General features: G+C 69.9%; 27 protein-coding genes and 1 tRNA gene. 19 read left to right on the plus strand and 9 right to left on the minus strand.

Translation table 11 applies throughout. From position 1 onward, the window contains the following. Positions 1–78 precede the first annotated feature (78 nt). Positions 79–888 (plus strand): DUF3313 family protein, encoded by an 810-nt coding sequence (locus IWC96_RS08275; protein ID WP_021697524.1) that lies wholly within the window; start codon positions 79–81, stop codon positions 886–888. A gap of 117 nt (positions 889–1,005) precedes the next feature. On the opposite strand, the gene IWC96_RS08280 is transcribed toward IWC96_RS08275, so the two are convergent. After that, positions 1,006–2,181 carry an acyl-CoA dehydrogenase gene (locus IWC96_RS08280; protein ID WP_021697523.1) on the minus strand — a complete coding sequence of 392 codons (1,176 nt, stop codon included), beginning with the start codon at positions 2,179–2,181 and terminating at the stop codon, positions 1,006–1,008. A gap of 110 nt (positions 2,182–2,291) precedes the next feature. Here IWC96_RS08280 and IWC96_RS08285 point away from each other — a divergent pair, with 110 nt between their 5' ends. Beyond that, positions 2,292–2,558 carry a DUF6356 family protein gene (locus IWC96_RS08285; RefSeq protein ID WP_021697522.1) on the plus strand — a complete coding sequence of 89 codons (267 nt, stop codon included), beginning with the start codon at positions 2,292–2,294 and terminating at the stop codon, positions 2,556–2,558. A 141-nt stretch (positions 2,559–2,699) separates the two neighbouring features. On the opposite strand, the gene lysA is transcribed toward IWC96_RS08285, so the two are convergent. The 3 genes from lysA to argH are packed head-to-tail and all read right to left on the minus strand — an operon-like array spanning position 2,700 to position 5,655. After that, positions 2,700–3,977, minus strand: coding sequence for a diaminopimelate decarboxylase (gene lysA, locus IWC96_RS08290; RefSeq protein WP_196838712.1), 1,278 nt, complete (start codon positions 3,975–3,977; stop codon positions 2,700–2,702). A gap of 35 nt (positions 3,978–4,012) precedes the next feature. Next, positions 4,013–4,240 (minus strand): hypothetical protein, encoded by a 228-nt coding sequence (locus IWC96_RS08295; RefSeq protein WP_021698177.1) that lies wholly within the window; start codon positions 4,238–4,240, stop codon positions 4,013–4,015. Beyond that, on the minus strand, positions 4,237–5,655 hold the full coding sequence (argH, locus tag IWC96_RS08300) for an argininosuccinate lyase (RefSeq protein ID WP_021698176.1): 1,419 nt from the start codon (positions 5,653–5,655) through the stop codon (positions 4,237–4,239). The genes IWC96_RS08295 and argH overlap by 4 nt, the downstream gene beginning before the upstream one ends. Here argH and IWC96_RS08305 point away from each other — a divergent pair. Both IWC96_RS08305 and IWC96_RS08310 read left to right on the plus strand, forming a co-directional pair. Continuing rightward, entirely contained in the window at positions 5,654–6,283 is a 630-nt protein-coding gene (locus IWC96_RS08305) for a TlpA disulfide reductase family protein (protein WP_021698175.1), read from the plus strand. The two genes, argH and IWC96_RS08305, sit on opposite strands and share 2 nt — an antisense overlap. Further along, the gene (locus tag IWC96_RS08310) at positions 6,280–6,570 is read left to right on the plus strand and encodes a hypothetical protein (protein ID WP_148291523.1); all 291 of its coding nucleotides are present in this window, start codon (positions 6,280–6,282) and stop codon (positions 6,568–6,570) included. The genes IWC96_RS08305 and IWC96_RS08310 overlap by 4 nt, the downstream gene beginning before the upstream one ends. Positions 6,571–6,900: 330 nt before the next feature. Here the strand turns inward: IWC96_RS08310 and IWC96_RS08315 are convergent, their stop codons facing one another. From IWC96_RS08315 to IWC96_RS08325, 3 genes are all read right to left on the minus strand, one after another. Further along, positions 6,901–7,656 carry a hypothetical protein gene (locus IWC96_RS08315; protein ID WP_196838713.1) on the minus strand — a complete coding sequence of 252 codons (756 nt, stop codon included), beginning with the start codon at positions 7,654–7,656 and terminating at the stop codon, positions 6,901–6,903. A 95-nt stretch (positions 7,657–7,751) separates the two neighbouring features. After that, on the minus strand, positions 7,752–8,855 hold the full coding sequence (locus IWC96_RS08320; RefSeq protein ID WP_196838714.1) for a DUF5694 domain-containing protein: 1,104 nt from the start codon (positions 8,853–8,855) through the stop codon (positions 7,752–7,754). A 117-nt stretch (positions 8,856–8,972) separates the two neighbouring features. Continuing rightward, the gene (locus tag IWC96_RS08325; RefSeq protein ID WP_021698170.1) at positions 8,973–9,278 is read right to left on the minus strand and encodes a hypothetical protein; all 306 of its coding nucleotides are present in this window, start codon (positions 9,276–9,278) and stop codon (positions 8,973–8,975) included. A gap of 124 nt (positions 9,279–9,402) precedes the next feature. Here IWC96_RS08325 and IWC96_RS08330 point away from each other — a divergent pair, with 124 nt between their 5' ends. Beyond that, positions 9,403–10,065 carry a Fe2+-dependent dioxygenase gene (locus tag IWC96_RS08330; RefSeq protein WP_021698169.1) on the plus strand — a complete coding sequence of 221 codons (663 nt, stop codon included), beginning with the start codon at positions 9,403–9,405 and terminating at the stop codon, positions 10,063–10,065. A gap of 18 nt (positions 10,066–10,083) precedes the next feature. On the opposite strand, the gene IWC96_RS08335 is transcribed toward IWC96_RS08330, so the two are convergent. Continuing rightward, positions 10,084–10,160 (minus strand) — tRNA-Met (locus tag IWC96_RS08335). Between the two features lie 103 nt (positions 10,161–10,263). After that, positions 10,264–10,515: a hypothetical protein gene (locus tag IWC96_RS08340; RefSeq protein WP_196838715.1), complete on the minus strand. Its 252-nt coding sequence runs from the start codon at positions 10,513–10,515 to the stop codon at positions 10,264–10,266. Positions 10,516–10,600: 85 nt separating this feature from the next. Here IWC96_RS08340 and IWC96_RS08345 point away from each other — a divergent pair, with 85 nt between their 5' ends. The 14 genes from IWC96_RS08345 (at position 10,601) to hisIE (ending at position 24,014) form a co-directional block, all read left to right on the plus strand. Continuing rightward, a complete protein-coding gene (locus IWC96_RS08345) occupies positions 10,601–11,593 on the plus strand; it encodes a YafY family protein (protein WP_021698167.1) in 993 nt (330 codons plus the stop codon). Positions 11,594–11,667: 74 nt separating this feature from the next. Further along, a complete protein-coding gene (locus tag IWC96_RS08350) occupies positions 11,668–14,097 on the plus strand; it encodes a ligase-associated DNA damage response DEXH box helicase (RefSeq protein ID WP_148291522.1) in 2,430 nt (809 codons plus the stop codon). Positions 14,098–14,138: 41 nt separating this feature from the next. Continuing rightward, entirely contained in the window at positions 14,139–14,813 is a 675-nt protein-coding gene (gene pdeM, locus IWC96_RS08355; RefSeq protein ID WP_196838737.1) for a ligase-associated DNA damage response endonuclease PdeM, read from the plus strand. Between the two features lie 101 nt (positions 14,814–14,914). Further along, on the plus strand, positions 14,915–15,481 hold the full coding sequence (gene efp, locus IWC96_RS08360) for an elongation factor P (RefSeq protein WP_021698163.1): 567 nt from the start codon (positions 14,915–14,917) through the stop codon (positions 15,479–15,481). 4 nt (positions 15,482–15,485) lie between these two features. Further along, on the plus strand, positions 15,486–16,292 hold the full coding sequence (locus tag IWC96_RS08365; RefSeq protein ID WP_021698162.1) for an inositol monophosphatase family protein: 807 nt from the start codon (positions 15,486–15,488) through the stop codon (positions 16,290–16,292). A gap of 44 nt (positions 16,293–16,336) precedes the next feature. Next, on the plus strand, positions 16,337–17,368 hold the full coding sequence (locus tag IWC96_RS08370) for a glycerophosphodiester phosphodiesterase (protein WP_021698161.1): 1,032 nt from the start codon (positions 16,337–16,339) through the stop codon (positions 17,366–17,368). A gap of 41 nt (positions 17,369–17,409) precedes the next feature. Then, the gene (locus IWC96_RS08375) at positions 17,410–17,721 is read left to right on the plus strand and encodes a YerC/YecD family TrpR-related protein (RefSeq protein ID WP_196838716.1); all 312 of its coding nucleotides are present in this window, start codon (positions 17,410–17,412) and stop codon (positions 17,719–17,721) included. Between the two features lie 11 nt (positions 17,722–17,732). Then, positions 17,733–18,614 (plus strand): ATP phosphoribosyltransferase, encoded by an 882-nt coding sequence (hisG, locus tag IWC96_RS08380; protein WP_045319256.1) that lies wholly within the window; start codon positions 17,733–17,735, stop codon positions 18,612–18,614. Beyond that, on the plus strand, positions 18,614–19,909 hold the full coding sequence (gene hisD, locus IWC96_RS08385) for a histidinol dehydrogenase (RefSeq protein ID WP_021698158.1): 1,296 nt from the start codon (positions 18,614–18,616) through the stop codon (positions 19,907–19,909). Before hisG ends, hisD begins: the two co-directional genes overlap by 1 nt. Next, positions 19,906–21,330, plus strand: a complete 1,425-nt coding sequence (gene hisB / locus IWC96_RS08390) for an imidazoleglycerol-phosphate dehydratase HisB (protein WP_021698157.1) — start codon at positions 19,906–19,908, stop codon at positions 21,328–21,330. The genes hisD and hisB overlap by 4 nt, the downstream gene beginning before the upstream one ends. Continuing rightward, on the plus strand, positions 21,327–21,926 hold the full coding sequence (gene hisH / locus IWC96_RS08395; RefSeq protein WP_196838717.1) for an imidazole glycerol phosphate synthase subunit HisH: 600 nt from the start codon (positions 21,327–21,329) through the stop codon (positions 21,924–21,926). The genes hisB and hisH overlap by 4 nt, the downstream gene beginning before the upstream one ends. Continuing rightward, entirely contained in the window at positions 21,923–22,654 is a 732-nt protein-coding gene (hisA, locus tag IWC96_RS08400) for a 1-(5-phosphoribosyl)-5-[(5-phosphoribosylamino)methylideneamino]imidazole-4-carboxamide isomerase (RefSeq protein WP_021698155.1), read from the plus strand. Before hisH ends, hisA begins: the two co-directional genes overlap by 4 nt. Beyond that, the gene (hisF, locus tag IWC96_RS08405; protein WP_196838718.1) at positions 22,651–23,418 is read left to right on the plus strand and encodes an imidazole glycerol phosphate synthase subunit HisF; all 768 of its coding nucleotides are present in this window, start codon (positions 22,651–22,653) and stop codon (positions 23,416–23,418) included. Before hisA ends, hisF begins: the two co-directional genes overlap by 4 nt. After that, complete coding sequence (hisIE, locus tag IWC96_RS08410; RefSeq protein ID WP_021698153.1) at positions 23,415–24,014, plus strand: bifunctional phosphoribosyl-AMP cyclohydrolase/phosphoribosyl-ATP diphosphatase HisIE; 600 nt, start codon at positions 23,415–23,417, stop codon at positions 24,012–24,014. Before hisF ends, hisIE begins: the two co-directional genes overlap by 4 nt. The last annotated feature ends 39 nt before the right edge of the window (positions 24,015–24,053 follow it).

Genomic DNA, 24,053 nt, shown 5'->3' on the forward strand with positions numbered 1-24,053 from the left:
AACCACCTCGCGCCTGAACCGTAGCTAGGGCTTCGCGGCGACGGTCGCCGCTGATGGTTTCTGACCGGGTGAAGACGGATGCGATTTCACGGAATGACGGCGGCTTGCGGCGCCCTGGCCCTGGCGGCCTGCGGAACGACTGCGGTGGAGCCCTCGGGCCTGCTCAGCAGCTATGACGGCCTCGCCGTGCGCGAGGGCACGGTCTGGGCCTCCATTCAGGAGCGGCGCGACGACGCCCTCGCAACGCAGATCGACCGCCTGTTCATCGAGCCCGCGATCCTCGCCCCCGGCGTGGGCCATGATCTGACCGACTACGAGCGGACCCTGGTGCTGCGCGAGGTGGACCGGCAGATCTGCTACGAGGTCAGCGAGCGCTTCACCGTGCTGGCGGAACCCGCCATGGACGCGGGCCGGGTGCGGGCGGTGGTGTCGCGGATCGGGCCGACCGGTCGCGCCGCCTCGGCCGCCTCGGCCGCCTCGGGCTTCTTCATTCCCGGCCCCATCGGCCTGCGCGTGCCCGGAACCCTTGGCGGGTTGGCGGCGGAGGCCGAGCTGCTGGCCGCCAATGATCAGGGCCAGGCGGCGGCGATCCTGTGGTCCCGTGACGCCCAGGCCGTGGGCACGGACAATCCGTCCCTGTCGCGGGTGGGCGATGCGGTGCAGCTGGCCGAGCCCTTCGGCGACGCCGTGGGCGACGCCTTCGCCCCGCCGGAGCGCGAGGTCCGCGCCATCGCCGATCCGGATCCCTGCGCCCGCTTCGGCCCCCGCTTCCGTCCCGAAGGCGTCGCCGCCGGCTTCATCACCGGCCTCTACTCCCCCGAACTCAGCGGCGCCCAGGCCGAAGGCGACGAGCCCGAAGCCACGCAGACTGAGCAGCCCGACCGCTAACGCCCCCGCCCGCGCTCAAGCAGCGTGCCGCCGCGCGGCGAGCGCTAGCGCACCACCATGCGCTCAAGCAGCGAGCGTCCGCGACGCGAGCGTTAGCGCTCCAAGGATGTTAGCGCCCTAGAATGCCGCCTGCCCGGTGATGGCCCTGCCCAGGATCAGGGCGTGGACGTCGTGGGCGCCTTCATAGGTGTTGACGGTCTCGAGGTTCATGGCGTGGCGCATCACGTGCATCTCGCCGGTGATGCCGGCGCCGCCGTGCATGTCGCGAGCCTCGCGGGCCACGGCCAGGGCCTTGCCGCAGTTGTTGCGCTTCATCATCGAGATGGCCTCGGGAACCCACGCCCCCTGATCCAGCAGCCGGCCCAGCGCCAGCGCGCCCTCCAGCCCCAGGAAGATCTCGGTCTGCATGTCCGCCAGCTTCTTCTGCACCAATTGCCGCGACGACAGGGGCCGCCCGAACAGCATGCGCTCGCCCACATAGTCGCGGCTGGCGTGGAAGCAGAACTCCGCCGCCCCCATGGCGCCCCAGGCGATGCCGTAGCGCGCCTTGTTCAGGCAGCTGAACGGCCCGCGCAGGCCCTTCACGCCCGGCAGGATGTTGGCCTCGGGCACGAACACGTCGTTCAGCCCGATGTCGCCGGTGACCGAGGCGCGCAGGGACAGCTTGTCGCCGATCTTGTCGGTGGTGAAGCCGTCGAAGTCGCGCTCGACGATGAAGCCCCGGATCACGTCATCCAGCTTGGCCCAGACCACCGCCAGATCGCTGATGGGGCTGTTGGTGATCCAGTATTTGGCCCCGTTCAGGCGGTAGCCGCCATCCACCGCCACGGCCTTGGTCTTCATGGAGGCCGGGTCCGATCCGCCGTCCGCCTCGGTCAGGCCGAAACAGCCGATCAGCTCGCCCGCCGCCATCTTGGGCAGGAATTTCGCTTTCTGCTCGTCCGAGCCGAACGCATAGATGGGATACATGGCCAGCGAGCTCTGCACGCTCATGGCCGAGCGATAGCCCGAATCCACCGCCTCGATCTCGCGCGCGATCAGCCCATAGGCCACATGGGACGCTTCGGAGCCGCCGTACTGCTCCGGCAGCATGGCGCCCAGAAAGCCCATCTCGCCCATCTCGGTCATGATGGCCCGGTCGAATGTCTCGTCCCGGAAGGCCGCGACCACCCGGGGCAGCAGGGCCTCGCGGGCGTAGGACCGCGCGGCGTCGCGGATCATCCGCTCGTCATCGGTCAGACGGCCCTCCAGATCCAGCGGGTCATCCCAGCGAAAGGTCTTGGCGTCGGACATGGTCGTGGTCTTTTCTTCTGGGGCCGATTACGCCTCGGCCTGTTTCCTGATCGTGGCCGTGGCTTTAGGATAGATCGGGTTCCACGGGTAGGGGTGAGGATCGCCGCAGCATGACGACACCGTTCCATCGACTGTTTCTGAACCACCCGCGTGAGGTGGAGGAATCCTATCTGGAGCACCTGGGCGCGGCGTCGTCCTTCGGCTTCCGCCTGCTGGGCGCGGCGGGATTCGCCTTCCTCCACGCCCTCGTTCCCGGCGTCGCCAAGACCGCCGCCTCGGACCGAATCAAGGACATGGCCGACGAACTCACCGGCCGCGCCCGCATGGCCCGCGAGACCCGGATGCGGGAAGCCGGCGCGATCGATCCGGGGCTGTAGGCCGTATCCTCCCCCAAAGCGAAGCGTATGGGGGAGGGGGACCACGAAGGGGTGGAGGGGGCGACCCCATTCACCCCCTTGGACTTGCCCCCTCCACCGCCTGCGGCGGTCCCCCTCCCCCCGCATGGCGGGGGAGGAGACTCAGGGGATGAGCCACCCCGCCACCGCTTCCCGCGCCAGCATCTCGTCATAGCTCGGACGCGCCCGCACCACGGCCCAGCGGTCGCCGTCCACCAGCACCTCGGGGACCAGCGGGCGGCTGTTGTACTCATTGGCCATGGTCGCGCCATAGGCCCCGGCCGTCATGAAGGCGGCCAGGTCCCCGGCCTCCAGCGGCGGCAGCACCCGGTCCTTCGCGAAGGTGTCGCCCGTCTCACACACCGGCCCCACCACATCGTACGGTCCCGCCGCCCCCTCGCGCGGCCGCACCGGGCGGATGTCGTGGAAGGCGTCGTACAGGGCCGGGCGCATCAGGTCGTTCATGGCCGAATCCAGCACCAGGAACCGCATCCCGTCCGGCCGCTCGTTCACATGGATGACCCGGGTCAGCAGCACCCCGGCGTTGGCCGCGATCATGCGGCCCGGCTCGAAGGCCAGCTGCACATCCAGCCCCCTTGCCGCCTCGGCCGCCACGGCGGCGTAGTCCACGGGGTCCGCCTCGCCCGGCCGGTCGAAATAGGGCACGCCCAGCCCGCCGCCGAAATCCAGCCGATGCACCTCGAACCCCTGAGCGCGCAGGTCCAGGGTCATCCGGCGCAGCACCGCGAAGGCGGCCTTCAGCGGGCTCAGTTCCGTGATCTGGCTGCCGATGTGGCAGGCCAGACCCACGGGCCGCACATGGTTCGAGGCTGCCGCACGGGCATAGAGGGCCATGACCTCCTCCACCGGCGCACCGAACTTGTCGCGGGCGCCGCCGGTGGTGATCTTGGCGTGGGCGCCTGACCCCACTCGGGGATTGACCCGGAACACGATGTCCGGCCGCGCGCCCAGCCCCGCAGCCACGGCGATCAGCCGGTCCAGCTCGGCGGCGGACTCCACATTGATCTCCAGCACCCCGGTCCGGATGGCGAAGGCCAATTCGGTGTCGGTCTTGCCCACGCCGGAGAACACGATCTTCTCCGGCGCGATCCCGGCCGCCAGCGCGCGGCGGATCTCGCCTTCGGACACCGTGTCCGCGCCCAGCCCCTCGCCCGCCAGCACCTTGAGCACCGACAGGTTCGAGTTTGCCTTCACTGCGAAGGCGATCAGGGCGTCGGTGGTCTCGGCGTGGCCGTCCAGCGCCTCGCGCAACACCCGGGCGTGCCGCCGCAGGGTGGCTGCGGAATAGACATAGGCGGGCGTGCCGATCTCGGCCGCTATGGCCTCCAGCGACACGCCTTCGGCGTGCATTACGCCGTCCCGGATCTCGAAATGGTTCACGGTCGGGGAGGACCTTCAGGCTCGGCGGCTTGGGCCTACTGGGGCTCGCGCCCGGCCGCCGTGCCGCCGATGGGGTTGCTGGGTCCGCCCTCGATGGCCTGCTGGCTGGACGGGCGGTTGATGGTGGCCGGCTCGGGCAGGGCCGGCGCGCCGGCCGATCGCGGCGCCCGCTCGGTCTCGCGGTGCGGCGATTCCAGTTCGCCCATGCGGCCGCAGCCCGACAGGACCACCGCGGCGGCGGCGAGGATCAGCACGGTTCTCATGACAGGCGCTCCTTCCATTCGGCGATGCGCGCCCGGACCTGTTCCGGCGCCGTCCCCCCGAAGCTTTGACGACTGGCGCATGAAGCCTCAGGCGTCAGCACCTTGTAAACATCAGCGGTGATCCCCGCCTCCAGCTTTTGCAGCTCTTCCAGCGGCAGCCCGGCCAGATCGACGCCCAGCGCCTCGGCCTGTTTCACCGCCGCGCCGGTCACATGGTGCGCCTTGCGGAACGGCAGGTTCAGTTCGCGCACCAGCCAGTCGGCCAGGTCCGTGGCGGTTGAGAAGCCATAGCCCGCCGCCTCGGCCATGCGCGCCGTGTCCGGCTTCAGGGCCGCGACCATGGCGGTCATGGCGCCGACCGCCAGATCCAGGGCGTCGAACGCCTCGAACACCGGCGGCTTGTCCTCCTGCATGTCCTTGGAATAGGCCAGCGGCAGGCCCTTCATGACCGTCGACAGAGCGATGAAGGCCCCCATGACCCGCCCGGTCTTGGCCCGCACCAGCTCGGCGGCGTCCGGGTTGCGCTTCTGCGGCATGATGGACGAGCCGGTGGTCAGGTCGTCGGGCAGGGTCACGAAGCCGAACTGCGGCGTCATCCAGATCACGATCTCCTCGGCCAGCCGCGACAGGTGCCCGGCGCAGATGCTGGCCGCCGCGATCACCTCAAGGGCGAAATCCCGCGCCGACACCGCGTCCAGCGAGTTGCGCATGGGCCCGTCGAAGCCCAGCGCCTTCGCGGTCGCATGGCGGTCGATGGGGAACGGCGATCCGGCCAGGGCCGCGGCGCCCAGCGGGTTCTCGTTGAGGCGGGCGCGGGCGTCTGTGAAGCGCCCCACGTCCCGGCCGATCATCTCCACATAGGCCATCAAATGGTGGCCGAAGGTCACCGGCTGGGCGGGCTGCAGATGGGTGAAGCCGGGCATCAGGTCGCCCGCATGGGCCTCGGCCCGGGCCAGCAGCGCCCGTTGCAGGCCGGTCAGCTGGTCGATGGTCCGGTCGCAGGCCGCGCGGGTCCACAGGCGGAAATCGGTGGCCACCTGATCGTTGCGCGACCGGGCGGTGTGCAGACGCCCCGACGGCTCGCCGATCAGCTCACTGAGGCGCGCCTCCACATTCATGTGGATGTCTTCATAGGCGTCGCGGAACGGGAAGGTCCCGGCCTCGATCTCGGCCTGGATCGCATCCAGTCCGCCCAGGATCGCCTCGGCGTCGGGCGCGGCGATGATCCCCTGGTCCGCCAGCATGCGACAATGGGCCCGCGACCCCGTCAGATCCTCGCGCCACAGGCGTTGGTCGACGCCGATGGAGACATTGATGGCCTGCATGATCTCGGCGGGCTTGGCGGAGAAGCGCCCGCCCCATAGACTTTGGCCCTTGGCCTCATCCTGGGGGGTCGTTTCGGGGCGGTCGGTCATGGCGGAAAACTCGGGGAAGAAGCGTCTGGTCGTCGGGCTGGTCGCGGCCGCGGTGCTCGTCGTCGGCGCCGCAGGGGCCCTATACGCCATGCGCAGCGGCGCTTTCCAAGGGAATGGCGCCGCCTCCGCCGAGAAAAGCGACCTGGCCCGCCACGCGCGCGGCGGCCTGACGGCGCTGGAGACCCCCGTCGAACTGGCCGTCGCCCCTGATCAGGTCTTCACCGACAGCGAGGGTGAAGAGGTCACCTTCGCCGATTTCCGGGGCCGGGTGGTGGTGGTCAACCTGTGGGCCATGTGGTGCGCGCCCTGCCGCACCGAGATGCCGACCCTGGCCGCGCTCCAGCAAGGCTACCCCGAGGACCGGATGCTGGTGCTGCCGATCAATGTGGACACGGGCGATGAGGCCGTGGCCGACGCGGTCAGCTTTCTGGAGGTGCACGAGCCCCTGCCCTTCTATTCGGACCGCAGCTTCCGCCTGCCCTTCGTCTTCCCCGGCGCCGGCAAGATGCCCCAGACCATCCTGCTGGATCGTCAGGGCCGCGTCCGCGCCTGGATGGCGGGCGAAGCCGACTGGAACAGCGCCGAGGCCCGCGCCCTCGTCGACGCCCTGCTGGCCGAAGAGCCTTGATCGGCTCGATGCCAAGCTCAAGGAAGACAGCGGCGGCGACCAGGAAAAATTTCCTTGTCGTCTACGATTACCAGACGGGCGGAGTCTGGGGTCTCGTCGCAGCACGCTCAAAAGAGGAGATCGAAACCAGGTATTGTAACCTGGCCGTTGTGGAGCCCGTCCCTGCCTGGATTTCCGATGATCAGTATCGTCGGATCGTCAGCACCTCTTCATGGGACATTGATGACCCCTCACCACCTGCCTGGGTGGCAGTTCGTTCAACGGAGAACGACCCGGCCGCCGACTGATCGCGCGCGCTCTACCCGCTGGCCAGCGTTCAAATCCCCGCTTTTCGCGTGGACAATCCCAAGGCCGGCAAGGCATTTCGGTCGAATGACGATCGTTTTCCGCCCCCTGTTCCAGCCGCCCTTATAATGCTGGCGATCCGAAACCGAACGCGATGGGGCGCTCACCGAATGAGACTCTCATTGCACTGTTTTTCACGCCGGGAGTCTCATCGGCCGGCCATTTGGAAAAGGGAGGCTGACAAGGAAATACAATGACTTGTCCGCCAAGATGAGACTCTCATTGCACTGTTTTTTTGCATCCGGAGTCTCATTTCGCCGAAGCTGAAGTCCTCAGACCCCCGACAGGCTCAGCTCGATGCGCGAGGCCTGGGCCTGAAGCTCGCCCGGCGCCCTGGCCTCGGCCGGATCGGCCGGGGCGGTGACGTCGGTCCAGTTGGCCACGAAGGCGTCGATTTCGTCGCGGGCCGGGCGCAGGGCACCGTCGCGCGCCGCCACCTGCTGCGCCGCCAGGGCCGCGCCGTAGGAGTGCTGCCACTCGATCGGGTCGACCCCGTCCTCGGTCACCACCAGGGCGTACAGGCCGGTGGAGATGTTCAGCAGGCCCCTCACCACGGCGCCGGCGTCGCCGCCCGCCAGACGCGCGGCGCGGTCCAGCTCGGTGATGGCGGCGTTCAGGGCGCCGGTCGAGCCGCTCTCGGCGGCCCGGCGCAGCACGACCTCGTCCACGCCCGCGGCGTCATAGTCGGCCTTGGCCGGGTCATAGACCTCCAGCATGCCCTGTCCGGCCAGGGCGGCGGCGGACGCCTCGCCCTCCACCGGGCTGGCCGCCTGGGCCACCAGGAAGAAGCCCTTCAGGTGCTGCAGCCGCAGCGCCAGCAGGCTTTCGGCCGGAACGGCGCCATAGGCGCTCACCGCGCCCGCCTCGCCGCCTTCGCCCTCGCCTTCCTCCGCCGCGCTGGCGGGCGGAGTGGCCGCCTGGGCCGGGGCCTCGCCGCCCTGGTCGGAGCAGGCGGCGACGCCCGCGATCAGCAGGGCGGAGCCGGCGGCGGTCCACAGGCGGGGGCGGAACAGGCGGGTGTCGGACATGGGAAGGGCGCTCCGGTCGGAAAGGTCCGTGACCTATAGACCGCAGCGCCAAAGATGCAAATGCTTCTCAGACGCCGAAGTGACCCGGCACAAAGTCAGCGCAGCACCTCGCCCGCATCCACCACCGTCATATCGATCATCATGCCCAGATAGGCGTCAAACCAGGGCTTGTGCGCGCTGCCCACGATCACCAGCACCCGCCCGCCCGGCGACTGGGCCGCGGCTTCGCGGATATGGGCCACCTGACGCAGGTTGCGGGTTTCCCACTCTGCGATGCGGACCCGTCCCACGCTATTGGGGCTGGCGCGGTCGATCATGCTGACCCACTGTCCCAGTACATCTGTGATCCCGGCCTCGGGGCTGTTCAGAAACCGGTAGGTCTCCAGTGCATCTTCAGGCGTTCCGAGGCGCTCGGACGCCTCGGCCAGATACTGGAATTCCGGCGAGGCGATATGGGCGGCGAAGTCCGCCTGCTCCATGAAGACCCGCATATCGTCGATCACGGCGTCACCCATGATGTCGTCGCCGTGGTGGTCGTCAACGGGATAGACGCGGTCCAGACCCAGACGGACCGCCAGACGCACAGCGATCATATGGCTTTCGTTGCGGCGCGTTTCGTATTCATCAAGCAAAACAGCGAGCTCGCCCGAAATCCCATCCCCGGCGCGGCGCTCGGCTGCGTCCAAACGCCACCACTGCACCAGAGCCGAATAGGCGTCACCCGCAGCCGTCAGCACGGCCGCCAGTCGGCGGCGCTGGGCGGGCGTCGGGTTTTCGGGCAACGCGGCCAGCAGGCGGCGCGCCTCCGCCTCGGCGGCAGGCATCCCCAGGCCGGTCTCCGCTTCCGCAACGGCGGCCAGACGCAGGAACCGGCCACCGAACCAGTCGGCGCTTTCCGGATAGACGGCTTCGTAGGTCTTGAGCGCATGTACACTCTCGCCCGACAGGTTCTCGATGGCGATGATATCGGGCCCGAACGCCGCCAACCTCTCCAGAATCGGCTCCAGAACAGCGGGGTCAAAATCGTCCGGCGCCCCGGAAAGATGGGGCGTGCCGATCACCAGAACCTGGGTTGGCGCCCCGTACAGGTGCTGGCGGTGCTCGCGCGGGTCAAAAGCACCCGGCGCCTGGGCGGAGGCGGATGCAGCGGCCAGACCCAGCAGCATCGGAATCACGGCGAAAGCGGCGATGACGCGCATTGCGGTCCTTCCTTCGATCTTCGAAAGAGGAGCCCTCGCGTCAGCCGGATGGATGCAAATTACAGGAATTTAATGGCGACCGGCTCCCGTCTGGCCGTCGGGATGCGAAACCGAAGTTTACTCGACCCGCTCGCCGGTGTCCGGGTTCACCGCGCCCTCACGGCCCTCGGCGGCGGCTTCGCGCTGGTTTTCCTCCAGAGACGAGGCGGCGTCTCCGGCCATGTTCTCGACCCCGCGCGCGGCTTCCATGGCGCCCGATTCGATCCGCTCGCCCAGTTCGGCGGCGCCCTGCTCAAGGGTCTCGCCCGCCTCGGCGGCATCCCGCTCGGCCTGGGCCTGTTCGGCGTCCGTGCAGGCGACGCCCCCCAGGGACAGGGCTGCGGCGGCGGCCACGGCCAGCCAGGGTTTGGTGCGAATGGTCATGGGCATGCCCTCCTCAAAATGAATGCTATCACAGCAACGCTCAAGCTGGACCCCGGGTTGCGCCCCTTTCGTCCGGGGCCGCGGGGCGCTAACGCTCCGGCGTGTCCCCATCCGGAGTCCTGCCGTGATCGTCCTGGCCGATGTCCTCTCCGCCGAAGACCTTGAGCGTTTGCGCGGCGGGCTGGCCAAGGCCCCGTTCCGGGACGGCAAGGCCACGGCAGGGTCTGCGGCTCGCAAGGTCAAGGACAACCTGCAGGCCCGGGGCGACGACGCCACGGTCCAGGCTCTCGCCCGCTTTATCCGGGACGCGTTGGAGCGGCACCCGGTGTTCCACCCGCTGGTGCGCCCCGCCCGCTGGTCGAACCTGATCTTCTCGCGCTACTCCAGCGGCCAGCAGTACGGCCTGCACACCGACGACGCCGCCATGCGCGGCGAGGACGGCGAGCGCCTGCGCACCGACCTGTCCTTCACCCTGTTCCTGACCGATCCCGAAACCTACGAGGGCGGCGCCCTGCTGCTGGATGATCTGGACGGAGAGCGCGAGTTCCGCCCCGCCGCCGGCTCAGCGGTGATCTACCAGACCGGCCGCCTGCACCGGGTCACGCCGGTCACCGCGGGCGAACGCCTGGCCTGCGTGGGCTGGATCCAGTCCCTGGTCCGCCGTCAGGACCAGCGCGAGATCCTGTTCGATCTGGAGCGCGTCCGCCGGGCCACGCCCGAGGGCGAGCCCCGCCTGCTGGCCGACAAGACCATCGGCAACCTGCTCCGGATGTGGGCCGAAACGTAAAGAGGAGACTTAATCTTGTGGTGGCTGGGGGCGGGATCGAACCGCCGACCTATGGGTTATGAATCCATCGCTCTAACCACCTGAGCTACCCAGCCGCCGGAGACGCCCGTAGCCGGGCGCGTGGTCAAGAGAGACGCGCCTATATAGGGCCTGCCAGCCCGGTTCAAGACTGTCGCGGCGTTCCGTGCGCCGACCGCTTCAGGCGGCCGCGCGCCACTGGCGCGAAGGCTGGGCCGGGCGGAAGGTTTCGGCCTTGAACTCGTCCCAAAGGGCGTCCTCGTCCGTATAGCGTCCGGCGGCCGCGTCGATCACGTCCACCACCTGTTCCTCCAGCCGGTCCCAGATCACCGCCAGATCGGCGCAGCCCTCGGCCTCGCAGGGCACGATCAGATAGCGGGCGTCGTTGACGATGCGGGCGGGGGCGTAGCGGGCGGCGATCTGGCTGGCCATGGCGGGGTCCTTCGGAAATCTGTGTGGCGTCTTGCTGATGAAACCACCCTATGACAGGGTTGCGCCAAAATCGGACGTAGGTGAAATGAGACACGACAAGGCCGCCGTGGTCATCGAACTGGCCCGCCGCATGGCTGGCAGCGCCGAGGGCCTGACCCTGGACGACATGGCGCGCGACCTGGACGTGGGCCGCCGCACCGCCGAGCGCCTGCGCGACGCGGTGCTGATGCTGTTCCCCGGCGCCGAGGAAGTGTCGGACCCGCCCACCAAGCGGTGGCGCATCCGCGGCGGGCTGTCCGCCTTCGAACAGGCGCCCACCACCACCGAGCTGGTCGAGCTGAACCGCGCCGCCCTGGCCCTGCGCCGGGCGGACGAACCGGTGCGGGCCGCGGCCCTCGAAAGCCTTGAGCGCAAGATCAAGTCGGCGGTGCGCTCCACCACCCTGAACCGGCTGGCCCCCGATCTGGAGGCGCTGGTGCGGGCCGAGACCATCGCGGTGCAGGCCGGGCCCCGCCCCACGGCGGACGAGTCCATGCTGGCGGCCATCCGGGGGGCGGTGCTGGCGGAGCGGGCGCTGGGCTTCATCTACAGCCGGCCGGGCGCCGAGGCCCGCCGCCGCACCGTCGCGCCCTGCGGCCTGATGTTCGGCCGCGCCAACTATCTGGTGGCCGCAGATCTGGGCACGCAGAAGGTCCAGACCTTCCGGCTGGACCGCATGAGCGCGGTGGAGCCTCTGGATCAGACCGCCCGTCCGCCAGCGGGCTTCGATCTGGCCGCCTTCGCCAACCGCTCCTTCGGCATCTATCAGGACGATGTGGAGGACGTGGCCCTGCACGTGACCGCAGAGGGCGCGGCCGAGGCCCGGGCCTGGCGCTGGCACCCCACCCAGACGCTGGAGGACCAGCCGGACGGCTCGGTCATTGTGCGCTTCACCGCCAGCGGCATGCGCGAACTGGCCTGGCACCTGTTCACCTGGGGCGAGCGGGTCCGCATCCTGGCCCCCGACCGGCTGAAGACGGTGATGGCCGACGAGCTGGCTGCGGCGATGCGCGCCCACGGGGATGCACAAGGCAGGTGAAACGTAACGGGAACGTCGCTAAGAGATGACGGATACTCCCTTGAGGAAGCGTCGCCATTTCGTCCGCCCAGCCGCTGTTGCCTGATCAAGGATTGCCGCCCCGCTTCGCCGACTGGTTCGCCGGGCGGGGTTGGAGCGTGCGTGATCACCAACTGGCCATGGTGGCCAAGGGGCGCGAGGACGCTGACGTCCTTCTGGTGGCGCCCACCGGCGGCGGCAAGACCCTGGCCGGCTTCCTGCCCAGCCTGATCGACCTGGCCGAGCGGGGCCCCCGAAATGGGCCCAAGAGCGTCCACACCCTCTACATCTCGCCGCTGAAGGCGCTGGCGGTGGACGTGGAGCGCAATCTGATGACCCCGGTGCGCGAGATGGACCTGCCCATCGTGGTGGAGTCCCGCACCGGCGATACGGGCCAGGCGCGCAAGCAGCGCCAGCGGATCACCCCGCCCGACATCCTGCTGACCACGCCCGAGCAGCTGGCCCTGTTCTGCGCGTGGGAGGGTGCGCGGGGCTATTTCGAGGACCTGCGCTGCGTGGTGGTGGACGAGATCCACGCCATTCACAGCTCCAAGCGCGGCGACCTGCTGTCGCTGGGGCTGGCGCGGCTCCGGCAGTTCGCCCCCCACGCGCGGTTCGTGGGCCTGTCGGCGACGGTGGATGATCCCGTGGCGGTGCGGCGCTGGCTGTCGGACCGAGGCGACGATCTAGTGCTGGGCCGCCCCGGCGCGCCGCCGGTCATGGAGGTGCTGCTGTCCGAGAACCGGGTGCCCTGGGCCGGCCACACCGCCCAGCACGCCATGGACGAGGTCTATGAGACCATCAAGACGGCGACCACCACCCTGATCTTCGTCAATACGCGCTGGCAGGCCGAGTTCGCCTTTCAGGAGCTGTGGCGGCTGAACGAGGACGGCCTGGCCATCGCCCTGCACCACGGCAGCCTGTCGGCCGAACAGCGCCGCAAGGTGGAGGCCCGCATGGCCAAGGGCGAGCTGCGGGCCGTGGTCTGCACCTCCACCCTGGACCTGGGCATCGACTGGGGCGCGGTGGATCTGGTGATCCAGCTGGCGGCGCCCAAGGGCTCCTCCCGTCTGGTCCAGCGCATCGGCCGGGCCAACCACCGGCTGGACGAGGCCTCCCGCGCCATTCTGGTGCCCGCCAGCCGCTTCGAGATGCTGGAGTGCCAGGCGGCGGTGGAGGCGGTGGCCGAGAATGCGCTGGACGGCGAGCCGATCCGCGTCGGCGCGCTGGACGTGCTGGCCCAGCACGTCATGGGCTGCGCCTGTTCGGAACCGTTCGATCTTCAGGCCCTTTACGACGAGGTGCGCCGCGCCGCGCCCTACGCCGAGCTGTCGTGGGAGGACTGGGAGCGGGTGGTCGATTTCGTCTCCACCGGCGGCTACGCCCTGAAATCCTATGACCGCTATCGCCGCATCGTGCGGGGGCAGGATGGGCTGTGGCGGGTGCGCAATGAAGAAACCGCGCGCCGCCACCGCATGAATGTGGGCGCCATCATCACCGCCCAGACCCTGTCCCTGCGCCTGCCCGGCCGCCACGGCTCGGGCCGCAAGATCGGCGAGGCCGAGGAATGGTTCTTCGAACAGATGACGCCCGGCGACACCTTCGTCTTCGGCGGCGAGATCTGGCGCTTCATGGGCATCGAGGGGACCAACGCCATCGTCACCCGCGCGGCGGACAAGGAGCCCAAGGTGCCCAGCTGGGGCATGTCCAAATTCCCCCTGTCCACCTTCCTGGCCAGCCGGGTGCGGCGGATGATGAGCGATCCGTCCGCATGGTCCGTCCTGCCCGCCGACGTGCAGGAGTGGCTGGAAGCCCAGCGCGACCATTCCAGCCTGCCGGGCATCGACGACCTGCTGATCGAGACCTTCGCGCGGGGCAATCGCCACTTCATGGTGGCCTATCCGTTCGAGGGGCGCATCGCGCACTCGACCCTGGCCATGCTGCTGACCCGGCGGCTGGACCGGGCGGGGGTGGGGCCCATCGGCTATGTGGCCAATGACTACATGCTGGCCATCTGGTCGGTGAAGTCCATGGACGGAGTGGATTTCGACGCCCTGTTCGAACAGGACATGCTGGGGGACGATCTGGAAGCCTGGCTGGACGAGAGCTTCATGATGAAGCGCACCTTCAAGGACTGCGCCCTGATCGCCGGCCTCATCGAGCGGCGCATGCCGGGCCATGAGAAAAACAGCCGTCAGGTGACTTTCTCGGCGGACCTGATCTACGACACCCTGCGTCGCCATGACCCGGAGCATCTGTTGCTGCAATGCGCGCGGGCGGACGCGGCGCGGGGCCTGCTGGACGTGGCGCGGCTGGGCGAGCTGCTGTCGCGCATCCGGGGCCGCATCCGGGTCCAGCGGCTGGAGCGGGTCTCGCCCTTCGCCGTGCCGGCAATGATGGAGATCGGCCGCGAACGCGCGCCCGGCTCCTCGGCCGCCGAGATGATGCTGGAGCAGGCCGCCCTGATCGAGGAGGCCATGGCGTGACGGCGTGGCGGGTTCAGCAGCGGTCGTGCGGCTCGGCGGTCATGGCGGTCAATGACGCCGAGGTGGGCATGCGACCCTCCGGCGCCCTGTGGCTGGAGGGCGAGCGCGCGCTGGTGGTTGCGGATTTGCACCTCGAGAAGGGCTCGGCCTACGCCGCGCGCGGCCAGATGCTGCCGCCCTACGACACCCGCGAGACCCTGGACCGGCTGCAGGCCGAGATCGAGGCGCTGGACCCGCGCGTGACCGTGCTGCTGGGCGACACCCTGCATGACGGGTCGGCGACCACCCGCATCGCGCCCGACGACCGCGAGCGCATCGCCGGGCTGGCCCGCCGCACCACCCTGCTGTGGATCACCGGCAACCACGATCCGGACGGCCCAAAATCGTCATCCGGCGATCTGGCGGGCGAGACGGCGGTGGAGATCGGCCTGTCGAAACTGGTCCTGCGCCACGAGCCCAGCCCCGACCCCACGCCCGGCGAGGCGGCGGGGCACCTGCACCCCTGCGCACGGGTGAAGGGGACGGCCGGGTCGGTGCGGCGGCGTTGCTTCGTCACCGACGGCCAGCGCCTGATCCTGCCTGCCTTCGGCGCCTACGCCGGCGGACTGAACGTGCGCGACCCCGCCTTCTCAGGCCTGTTCGCCTGCCCGCCGCTGGCGGTGGCGCTCGGGAAGAAGGCCCATGCGGTGCGGTGGGGATTGCTGGCGGGTGATTGAGATCGGCGCCGATGCGCGCCGCTTGCCCTTTGACCGCCGTCCCTGTAGGGGTCGCGTCCAAATTTCGCGCCCGCGCGCCACCCCGAACCCAGCGACATTCGATGAAGATCAACGGCAACACCATCAAGCCCGGCATGGTCCTGCAAGTGAACGGCGGCCTGTGGGTCGTGACCAAGGCCAGCCACGTCAAGCCGGGCAAGGGCGGCGCCTTCGCCAACGTCGAGGCCAAGAATCTCGAGACCGGCAACAAGCTGAACGAACGCTTCCGCTCCGAGGACAAGGTCGAGCGCGTCACGCTGGAACAGCGCGACTACTCCTATCTGTTCGACAACGGCGACTCGCTGGTCTTCATGGACGACGAGAACTACGAGCAGATCGAACTGCAGAAGGACTGGGTGGGCGAAGACCGCATCGCCTATCTGCAGGAAGGCATGAAGGTGGTCATCGAATCCCACGAGGAGCGCCCCATCGGCCTGTCGCTGCCGGATCAGGTGGTGCTGGAAGTGGCCGAAACCGAGCCCACCGTGAAGGGCCAGACCGCCTCGTCCTCCTACAAGCCCGCCTTGGCCAACAATGGCGTGCGCATCATGATCCCGCCCTACATGTCCGCCGGCGAGCGCATCGTGGTGGACACCACCACCGGCGAATACGTCCGCCGGGCCGACTGATCGAATGGCTCTCGCTTCCGCCCTCGTCTCGGTCATCATCGACGCGGTCCGCAAGACCGGACGGCCCATGCTGCGCGACTTCGGCGAGGTGGCCGAGTTGCAGGTCTCCCGCAAGGGCCCCGCAGACTTCGTCACCGCCGCCGACACCAAGGCCGAGCAGACCCTGCGCGAGCTGCTGAACAAGGCGCGCCCGGGCTACGGCTTTCTCGGCGAGGAAGGCGGCCTCATCGAGGGCACCGACAAGACCCACACCTGGATCGTCGACCCCATAGACGGCACCACCAACTTCACCCACGCCATCCCCCACTTCGCCATCAGCGTCGGCCTTGAACGCAAGGCGCCGGACGGCTCTGCCGAGATCGTCGCAGGCGTCACCTACAATCCGGTGATGAACGACCTGTTCTGGGCCGAAAAGGGCAAGGGCGCCTATCTCAATGACAAGCGCATCCGCGTCTCAGGCCGCAAGGACCTGAGCACCTGCCTGTTCTCCACCGGCCTGCCGTTCCTCGGCAAGACCGGCCACGGCCAGTCCATCAAGGACATCCACGCTGTGGGCCAGCGCACCGCCGGCATCCGCCGCCTGGGCGCCGCCACCCTCGACCTGGCCTGGGTCGCCACGGGCCGCTACGACGGTTTCTGGGAACGGGGTCTTGAGCCCTGGGACGTGGCCGTGGGCATGCTGCTGGTCACCGAGGCGGGCGGGACGGTCACCGCCGTGGACAACGACACCGATCCTCGCTCCGGCAAGCAGATCGTCGCCGCAAACGGCGAGATCCACGGCCAGCTGCGCAAGATCCTGCAGGACGCCTGACCGCCTGAGACAGGCCCGTCACGAACGGGGTCTAGCCTCGGGGCATGATCCGCTTCATCCTGATCGCCGCCCTCGTGATCGCCGGAGGCCCGGCCCTGTCGCAATCCTTCCCCGAACCCCTCGTCATCGCCCATCGCGGCGCGTCGGGCGAGCGGCCCGAGCACACCCGCGCGGCCTATGAACTGGCCATCGAACAGGGCGCCGACTTCATCGAGCCCGATCTGGTCATGACCCGCGACGGCCATCTGGTCGCCCGCCACGAGAACGAGATCGGCGGGACCACCGACGTGGCCGACCGCGCCGAATTCGCTGACCGCCGCGCCACGAAGACCATCGACGGGGTCGAGATCACGGGCTGGTTCACCGAGGACTTCACCCTCGCCGAACTGAAGACGCTGCGCGCCCGCGAGCGCCTGCCTGCGGTGCGCCCCGCCAACGTCGCCTTCGACGGCGCCGAGCCGATCCTGACTTTCGCCGAGGTCATCGCCATCGCCCGCGAGGCCGCCGCCCGCACCGGCCGCCCCATCGGCGTGATCCCCGAGCTGAAGCACCCGGCGTATTTCGCCGCCATCGGCCTGCCCATGGAGGACGCCTTTGTCGCCGTGCTGGAGGCCGAGGGCTGGGCGGGGCCGGACGCCCCGCTGGTGGTCCAGTGCTTCGAGGTGGAGCCCCTGCGCCGCCTCAACGCCCGCATCGACGCGCCGCTGGTGCAGCTGATCGCCGCCGGTTCGGGCCCCTGGGACCGTCCCGACCTGACGCCCGCCGCGATGCTCAGCCCCGAGGGCCTGGCCGAAATCGCCGCCTATGCCGACATCCTCGGGCTGGAGAGCGGGCTGGTCATCGCCCACGACAGCGGAACGCCCACCGGCGTCGTGGAAAACGCCCATGCGGCGGGCCTTCAGGTTCACGTCTGGACCCTGCGCGCCGAGAACCACTTCCTGCCGCCGGCTTATCAGCGCGGCGACGACCCGACCGCCCATGGCGATCTGCACGCCTGGGCTCGCGCGCTCTATGACTCAGGCGTGGACGGCGTCTTCAGCGACTTTCCCGGTGTAGCCGTTCAGGCGCGCCGGTAAGGGGCTTGCGCGTACCACTGTAACAGCGTAGTGGAACGCGCATGGCCTACCAGGACCTGCCCACGGACAACGACGCCCGGACCGCGCTTTTCGACGCGATCCTGAGCCTGCGCACGCGCGAGGAGGTCGACGCCTTCCTCTCGGACCTGTGCACCCCGTCCGAAATCCGCGCCTTCGCCGAGCGGTGGGAGGTGGCGCGCCTGCTGGACGCGGGCGGCAAGTCCTATCGCGAGATCGCCGAGGAGGCCCACGCCAGCCCCACCACCGTGGTGCGGGTGGCCCGCTTCCTCAAGGAAATGCCCCATCAGGGCTACCGGCTGGTGCTCGACCGCATCAAGCGCCCCCGACACTAAGGTAAAGTCACATGAGTACTGCATCCGGGCGACTGCGCATCGCGGTCCAGAAGTCCGGCCGTCTGGCCGACCGTTCCCTCGAGCTGATCCGCGACGCGGGCCTGCGCGTCATGAAGGGCGCCAATGACCTGCTGTACCGGGTGGAGAACCACCCCATCGATCTGCTGCGCGTGCGCGACGACGACATCCCCACCTTCGTGGCGGACGGGGTCTGCGACCTGGGCGTGGTGGGCCTGAACGTGCTGGAGGAGCAGAAGAACGGCGGCCCCAATGCAGAGATCGTCATGCCGCTGGGCTTCGGTCGCTGCGAACTGAAGCTGGCCGTGCCGCCGACGCTGGATTACGCTGGTCCCGCCTCGCTGCAGGGCAAGCGGGTGGCCACGTCCTATCCGAATATCCTGCGCCGCTTTCTGGCCGAGCAGGGCGTCACCGCCGACATCATCACCATGCGCGGCGCCGTCGAGGTGGCGCCCCGGCTCAAGCTGGCCCACGCCATCTGCGATCTGGTGTCCACCGGCGCGACCCTTGAGGCCAACGGCCTGCTGGCCCGCGAGAGCGTGCTGAAGTCCGAGGCCGTGCTGATCCGCTCGCCCCAGGCGCCCGAGCCGGAACTGGCGGGGCTGCTGGAAAGCATCGTCGAGCGGGTCTCGGGCGTGGTGGCGTCCCAGGGCGCCAAATACGTCATGCTGAACGCGCCGCGTTCGGCCTTGGCCGAGATCACCGCCATCCTGCCCGGCGCCGGCTCGCCCACCGTCACCCCGCTGGCGGGCCGCGACGACGCCGTGGCCGTCCACGCCGTGTGTCAGGAGTCCGTGTTCTGGGAGACGCTGGAGAAGCTCAAGGCCGCCGGCGCCTCGGCCATTCTGGTCCTGCCCATCGAGAAGATGATGTGATGCGCACGCTCGACTGGTCATCCCTGGACGAGGTCGGGCGGCGCGCCGCCCTAGCCCGTCCTGCACGACGAACGGACGCCGCCGTCAGCGACGCCGTGCGCCAGATCTTCGACGACATTCAGGAGCGTGGCGAGGCGGCGCTGAACGACTGGTGCGTCAAGCTGGACCGCGCCCCGCCCCGGCGTCTGGCCATCACGCCGGAAGCGGTCGCAGAGGCCCGCGCCGCCGTGACGCCGGACGACGAGGCCGCGCTGAAGACCGCCGCCGACAACGTGCGCCGCTTCCACGAGGCGACGAAGCCCGCCGACAGCGACTGGATCGAGACCACGCCGGGCGTCCGCTCGCGCCGGGTCTGGCGGCCCATCGAGGCGGCGGGGCTGTATGTGCCCGCCGGCACCGCGCCCCTGTTCTCGACCCTGCTGATGCTGGCCATTCCCGCCGCCGTGGCGGGCGTGCCGGTCCGCGCCGCCGTGACCCCGCCGGGCCCCACGGGTCAGCCGCACCCCATGATGATCCTGGCCGCCGATCTGGCCGGGCTGGATGCGCTGTGGATCGTCGGCGGGGCCCAGGCCATCGCCGCCCTGACCTTCGGCGTGGGCGGCCTGCCCCGCGTCGACAAGCTGTTCGGCCCCGGCAACGCCTATGTGGCCGAGGCCAAGAAACAGGCCGCCGCCCTCCCCGGCGGCCCGGCGCTGGACATGCCCGCCGGCCCGTCCGAGCTGATGGTCATCGCGGACCGCCAGACCAACCCGACCATCGCGGCCGCCGACCTGCTCAGCCAGGCCGAACACGACGCGGACGCCCAGGTCATTCTGGTCTGTGACGACGACAGGCGCATCGACTACATCCTCGAGGAAATCGACAAGCAGCTGACCGGCCTGCCCCGCGCCACCATCGCCCGCGCCTCCCTGAACGAGGGCCGGGTCATCCGGGTGCGCGACACGGCCGAGGCCGCCGAGGTCGCCAACCTCTACGGCCCCGAGCACCTGTCCATCCAGACCGCCGACGCGGAGGATCTGGTCGACCGCATCACCGCGGCCGGCGCCGTGTTCGTGGGAACCTACGCCGCCGAGACCCTGGGCGACTACGCCGCCGGGCCCAGCCACGTGCTGCCCACCGACGGCGCCGCGCGGGCGTTCTCGGGTGTCTCCACCGGCGCCTTCATGACCGCCATGTCGGTGCAGCAGGTCAGCCGAGACGGCGCCCGCGTGCTTGGCCCCGTGGCCGCCCGTCTGGCCCGGCTGGAGGGTCTGGAAGCCCACGCCCGCGCCGCCGATCTGAGGAGCGCCCTATGAGCCTTCCCGCCCCCTTCCCGCCTCTGGTCACAGGCGGCGACGGACTGGACCGCTATCCGGCAGACGCCGACGCCCTCGCCGCGCGTCTGTCGCAAATCTACGGCCTGCCCGCCGACCGTGTCCTGCCGGTGCGGGGCGTGACCCACGGTCTGGAGCTGGTCTGGCGTCTCGCCGCCCGGGACGGCGGCTCGGTGCAGGCTCCGGACGCCGAGCCCTATTCGCAGCTGGCCGCCATCTATGGTCGCGACGGCGACACCGCCGCCATGGTCGTGCGCGCCCTGGGGTCGTCCGAGGCGGTGGCTGAAATGGCCGCCCGCACCGCGCCCGCCCTGCTGGTCGTCGACGAGGGACTGATCGAGTTCGCGCCGTTCGAGTCCGCCGCCGCCCTCACCGCCGAGCACCCCAATCTGGTCGTGCTGCGCAGCCTGTCGCTGGCCTATGGGCTGGCCGGCGTCCGCGTCGGCGCGGCCATCGCGGCGCCCGAGACCCTGGCCCGGCTGGCGGCGATGCTGGAGCCCTACGCCCTGCCCGCGCCGCTGGCCCGGCTGGCCATGCAGGCGCTGGACCCCTCGCGCATGATCGAGACCGCCCAGCGCATCGAGGCCGTGAAGGCCGAGCGCGCCCGTCTGGTGCGGGAGCTGGAGCGGGTGACCGTGATCGAGGCCGGCTTCGGTCCGGTGGTCATCGCCCGTCCTGAAGACATTCCCGCAACCCGCGCCGCGCTGGAGGCCTGGGGCATCGCCTCGGCCCCGACGGGCGAGCGGCTGCGCCTGCCGGTCTCCATCAAGCCGGAGGTCAATGACCGCCTGCTGGCCGCCTTCGGCCTGAACCCGCCCCGCGCCCGTGCGGCCCGACGCGGCGAGGCCGTGCGCGACACGAAGGAGACGCGCATCGTCTGCGCCGTCGATCTGGACGCCGCCGCGCCGGTCGCCATCGAGACCGGCGTCGGCTTCTTCGATCACATGATCGAGCAGGTGGCGGCCCACGGCGGCTTCTCCATCCGCCTGTCGTGCGCGGGTGATCTGCACATCGACCCGCACCACACCATCGAGGACTCCGCCATCGCCCTGGGCCAGGCCCTGAAACAGGCGCTGGGCGAGCGACGCGGCATCGGCCGCTACGGCTTCGTCCTGCCCATGGACGAGGCGGAAGCGAAGGTCTCCATCGATCTGTCGGGCCGTCCCTACAGCGTGTTCGAGGCCGCGTTCACCACCCCCTTCATCGGCGAATACCGCACCGACCTGACCGAGCACGTCTTCCGCTCCTTGGCCGAGCACCTGGGCGCCGCGATCCACGTCTCGGTGACGGGCGAGGACGACCACCACATGACCGAGGCCTGCTTCAAGGCTCTGGGCCGCGCGCTCCGACAGGCCATCCGCGTGGAAGGCGATGCGGTGCCGTCCACCAAGGGGGTGCTGTGACCGTCGCCATCATCGCCTATGGCGCGGGCAACACGGCCTCGGTCCAGTTCGCGCTGGAGCGGCTGGGCGCCGACGCGCGCGTGACGTCCGACCCGGTCCAGATCGCAGAGGCCGAGCGGGTGATCCTGCCCGGCGTGGGCGCCGCCGCCTATGCCATGGGCCGGCTGGACGCCCTGGGTCTGACGCCGGTGATCCGCGCCTTCGATCGCCCGTTGCTGGGCGTGTGTCTGGGCCAGCAGTTGCTGTTCGAGCGGAGCGACGAGGGCGCGGGCGCCGACCTGCTGGGCTTCATCCCCGGCGTCGTCGCCCGGCTCGATCCCGGCCCGACCCTGCCCGTGCCGCACATGGGCTGGAGCGCCCTGTCCATCGCCCGGGACGATCCGCTGCTGGAGGGCGTGGCGCCCGGCGACCACGCCTATTTCGTCCATTCCTTCCTCTGTCCCGACGGCGAGGCGACCCTGGCCCGCGCCGACTACGGCGGGCCGGTCCCCGCCGTGGTGCGCGCGGGCAACCGCTGGGGCTGCCAGTTCCACCCGGAACGCTCCGCCGCCCCCGGCGCCCGCATCCTCAAGAATTTCCTGGAGCTGCCCGCGTGATCCTTTACCCCGCCATCGACCTTAAGGACGGCGTCTGCGTCCGGCTGATGCACGGCCGTTTCGACGCGGTCACCCGCTATGACGACGTCCCCGCCGCGCGGCTGGTGTCGTTCGTGGGCGAGGGGGCAGCCTGGGTGCACGTGGTCGATCTGGACGGCGCCGAGGCCGGCGCCGCGCGCCAGCATGCCCTGATCGGCGATCTGGCGGGATCGGTCGATGTGAAGGTCCAGAGCGGCGGCGGCGTGCGGTCCATTGACGACGTGCGCCTGCTGCTGGAGGCCGGGGTCGCCCGGGTGGTGATCGGCAGTCTGGCCGTCACAGCGCCTGACATCGTGGCCGGATGGCTGGCCGACTTCGGCCCCGAGCGCATCACCCTGGCGCTGGACGTGAAGCTGGAGGATGGCGTGCCGGTTCCTGCCCTGAAGGGCTGGACCCAGCGTGCGGGCGTGGACCTGTGGGCGGCGCTGTCGGCGTATGCCCCCGGGACGCTGAACCACATCCTCGTCACCGACGTGGGCCGCGACGGCGCTCTGACGGGCCCCAATCTGGAGCTGCTGGCCGAGGTCAAGCAGCGCCGCCCTGAGCTTCAGCTGCAAGCCTCCGGCGGGGTCTCCTCGCTGGAGGATCTGGCCGCCCTCAAGGCCATCGGCTGCGACGGCGCCATCATCGGCCGGGCCCTTTACGAAGGCCGCTTCACCCTGTCCAACGCGCTGGAGGCGGTGCGATGACCGCCCGGCGCATCATCCCCTGTCTGGACGTGAAGGACGGCCGGGTGGTCAAGGGCGTGCGCTTTGTGGGGCACACCGACATGGGCGACGCCGCCGAACTGGCCGCGCGCTACCGGGACGAGGGCGCCGACGAGCTGGTGTTCTACGACATCACCGCCTCGCCGCAGGGGCGCACCCTGGACTACGGCTGGGTGCGCGACATCGCCCGGCTGCTGGACATCCCGTTCTGCGTGGCCGGCGGCATCCGCTCGGTGGATCAGGCCGCCCGCTGCCTCGACAACGGGGCGGACAAGGTTTCCATCAATTCGCCCGCTCTGGAACGCCCCGAACTGATCGGCGAAATGGCCGAGCGGCTGGGCGGCCAGTGCGTGGTGGTGGGCGTGGACAGCCAGTTTCAGGACGGCGACTGGCGGGTGCACAAATACACCGGCGACCCGGACGCCCGGCGCGGCGCCAACCGCCTGACCCTGGACTGGATCATCGAGGCGCAGGCGCTGGGCGCCGGCGAGATCGTGCTGAACTGCATCGATCAGGACGGGGTGCGCAACGGCTATGACGTGGAACAGCTGAAGGCCGCGCGGGAGCGCCTGACCATCCCTCTGGTGGCCTCCGGCGGCGCCGGCTCGCCCGACCATTTCCGTCAGGTGTTCGCCGAGGCCGACGTGTCCGGCGCCCTGGCCGCCAGCGTTTTCCACTCCGGCGCCATCCGCATTCCCGACCTGAAACGGACCCTGGACAGCGACGGCATTGAGGTGCGGCTATGAACCCCGACGATATCGATTTCGACAAGGGCGGCGGGCTGATCGCGGCGGTGGTGCAGGACGCCGCCACCCTGCAGGTGCTGATGCTGGCCTATATGGACCGCGCGGCGCTGGACGAGACGCTGGAGAGCGGCGAGGCCACCTTCTTTTCCCGCTCGCGCGGGGGGCGTTGGCGCAAGGGCGAGACCTCCGGCGACCGGCTCAAGGTGGTCTCGGTCACCCCCGACTGCGACGGCGACGCGGTGCTGGTGCGGGTCGAGCCGGTGGGCAACGCCTGCCACCTCAACCGGGTCAGCTGCTTCGGCGACGCGGACGCGCCGGGCCTGGGCCGTCTGGCCCGGCTGGAGCAGACCATTCGTGATCGTTCGGACGCCGATCCGTCCGAAAGCTGGACCGCGAAACTGCTGGCGTCCGGGCCCAAGCGCATCGCCCAGAAGGTGGGCGAGGAAGGGGTCGAGACGGCGCTGGCGGGGGCCGCCGGCGACGAGGCCGAACTGGCCAGCGAAGCCGCCGACCTGATCTATCACCTGCTGGTGCTGCTCAGGTCGCGCGACATGTCGCTTCAGGACGTGCTGGACGTGCTGGAGAGCCGGGCCTAGAGCCTGATCGGTTGAGGCGGAATCGCTTCGCGATTCCGC

Source organism: Brevundimonas sp. BAL450 (genome assembly GCF_015767455.1).
GTDB classification, from domain to species: domain Bacteria; phylum Pseudomonadota; class Alphaproteobacteria; order Caulobacterales; family Caulobacteraceae; genus Brevundimonas; species Brevundimonas abyssalis.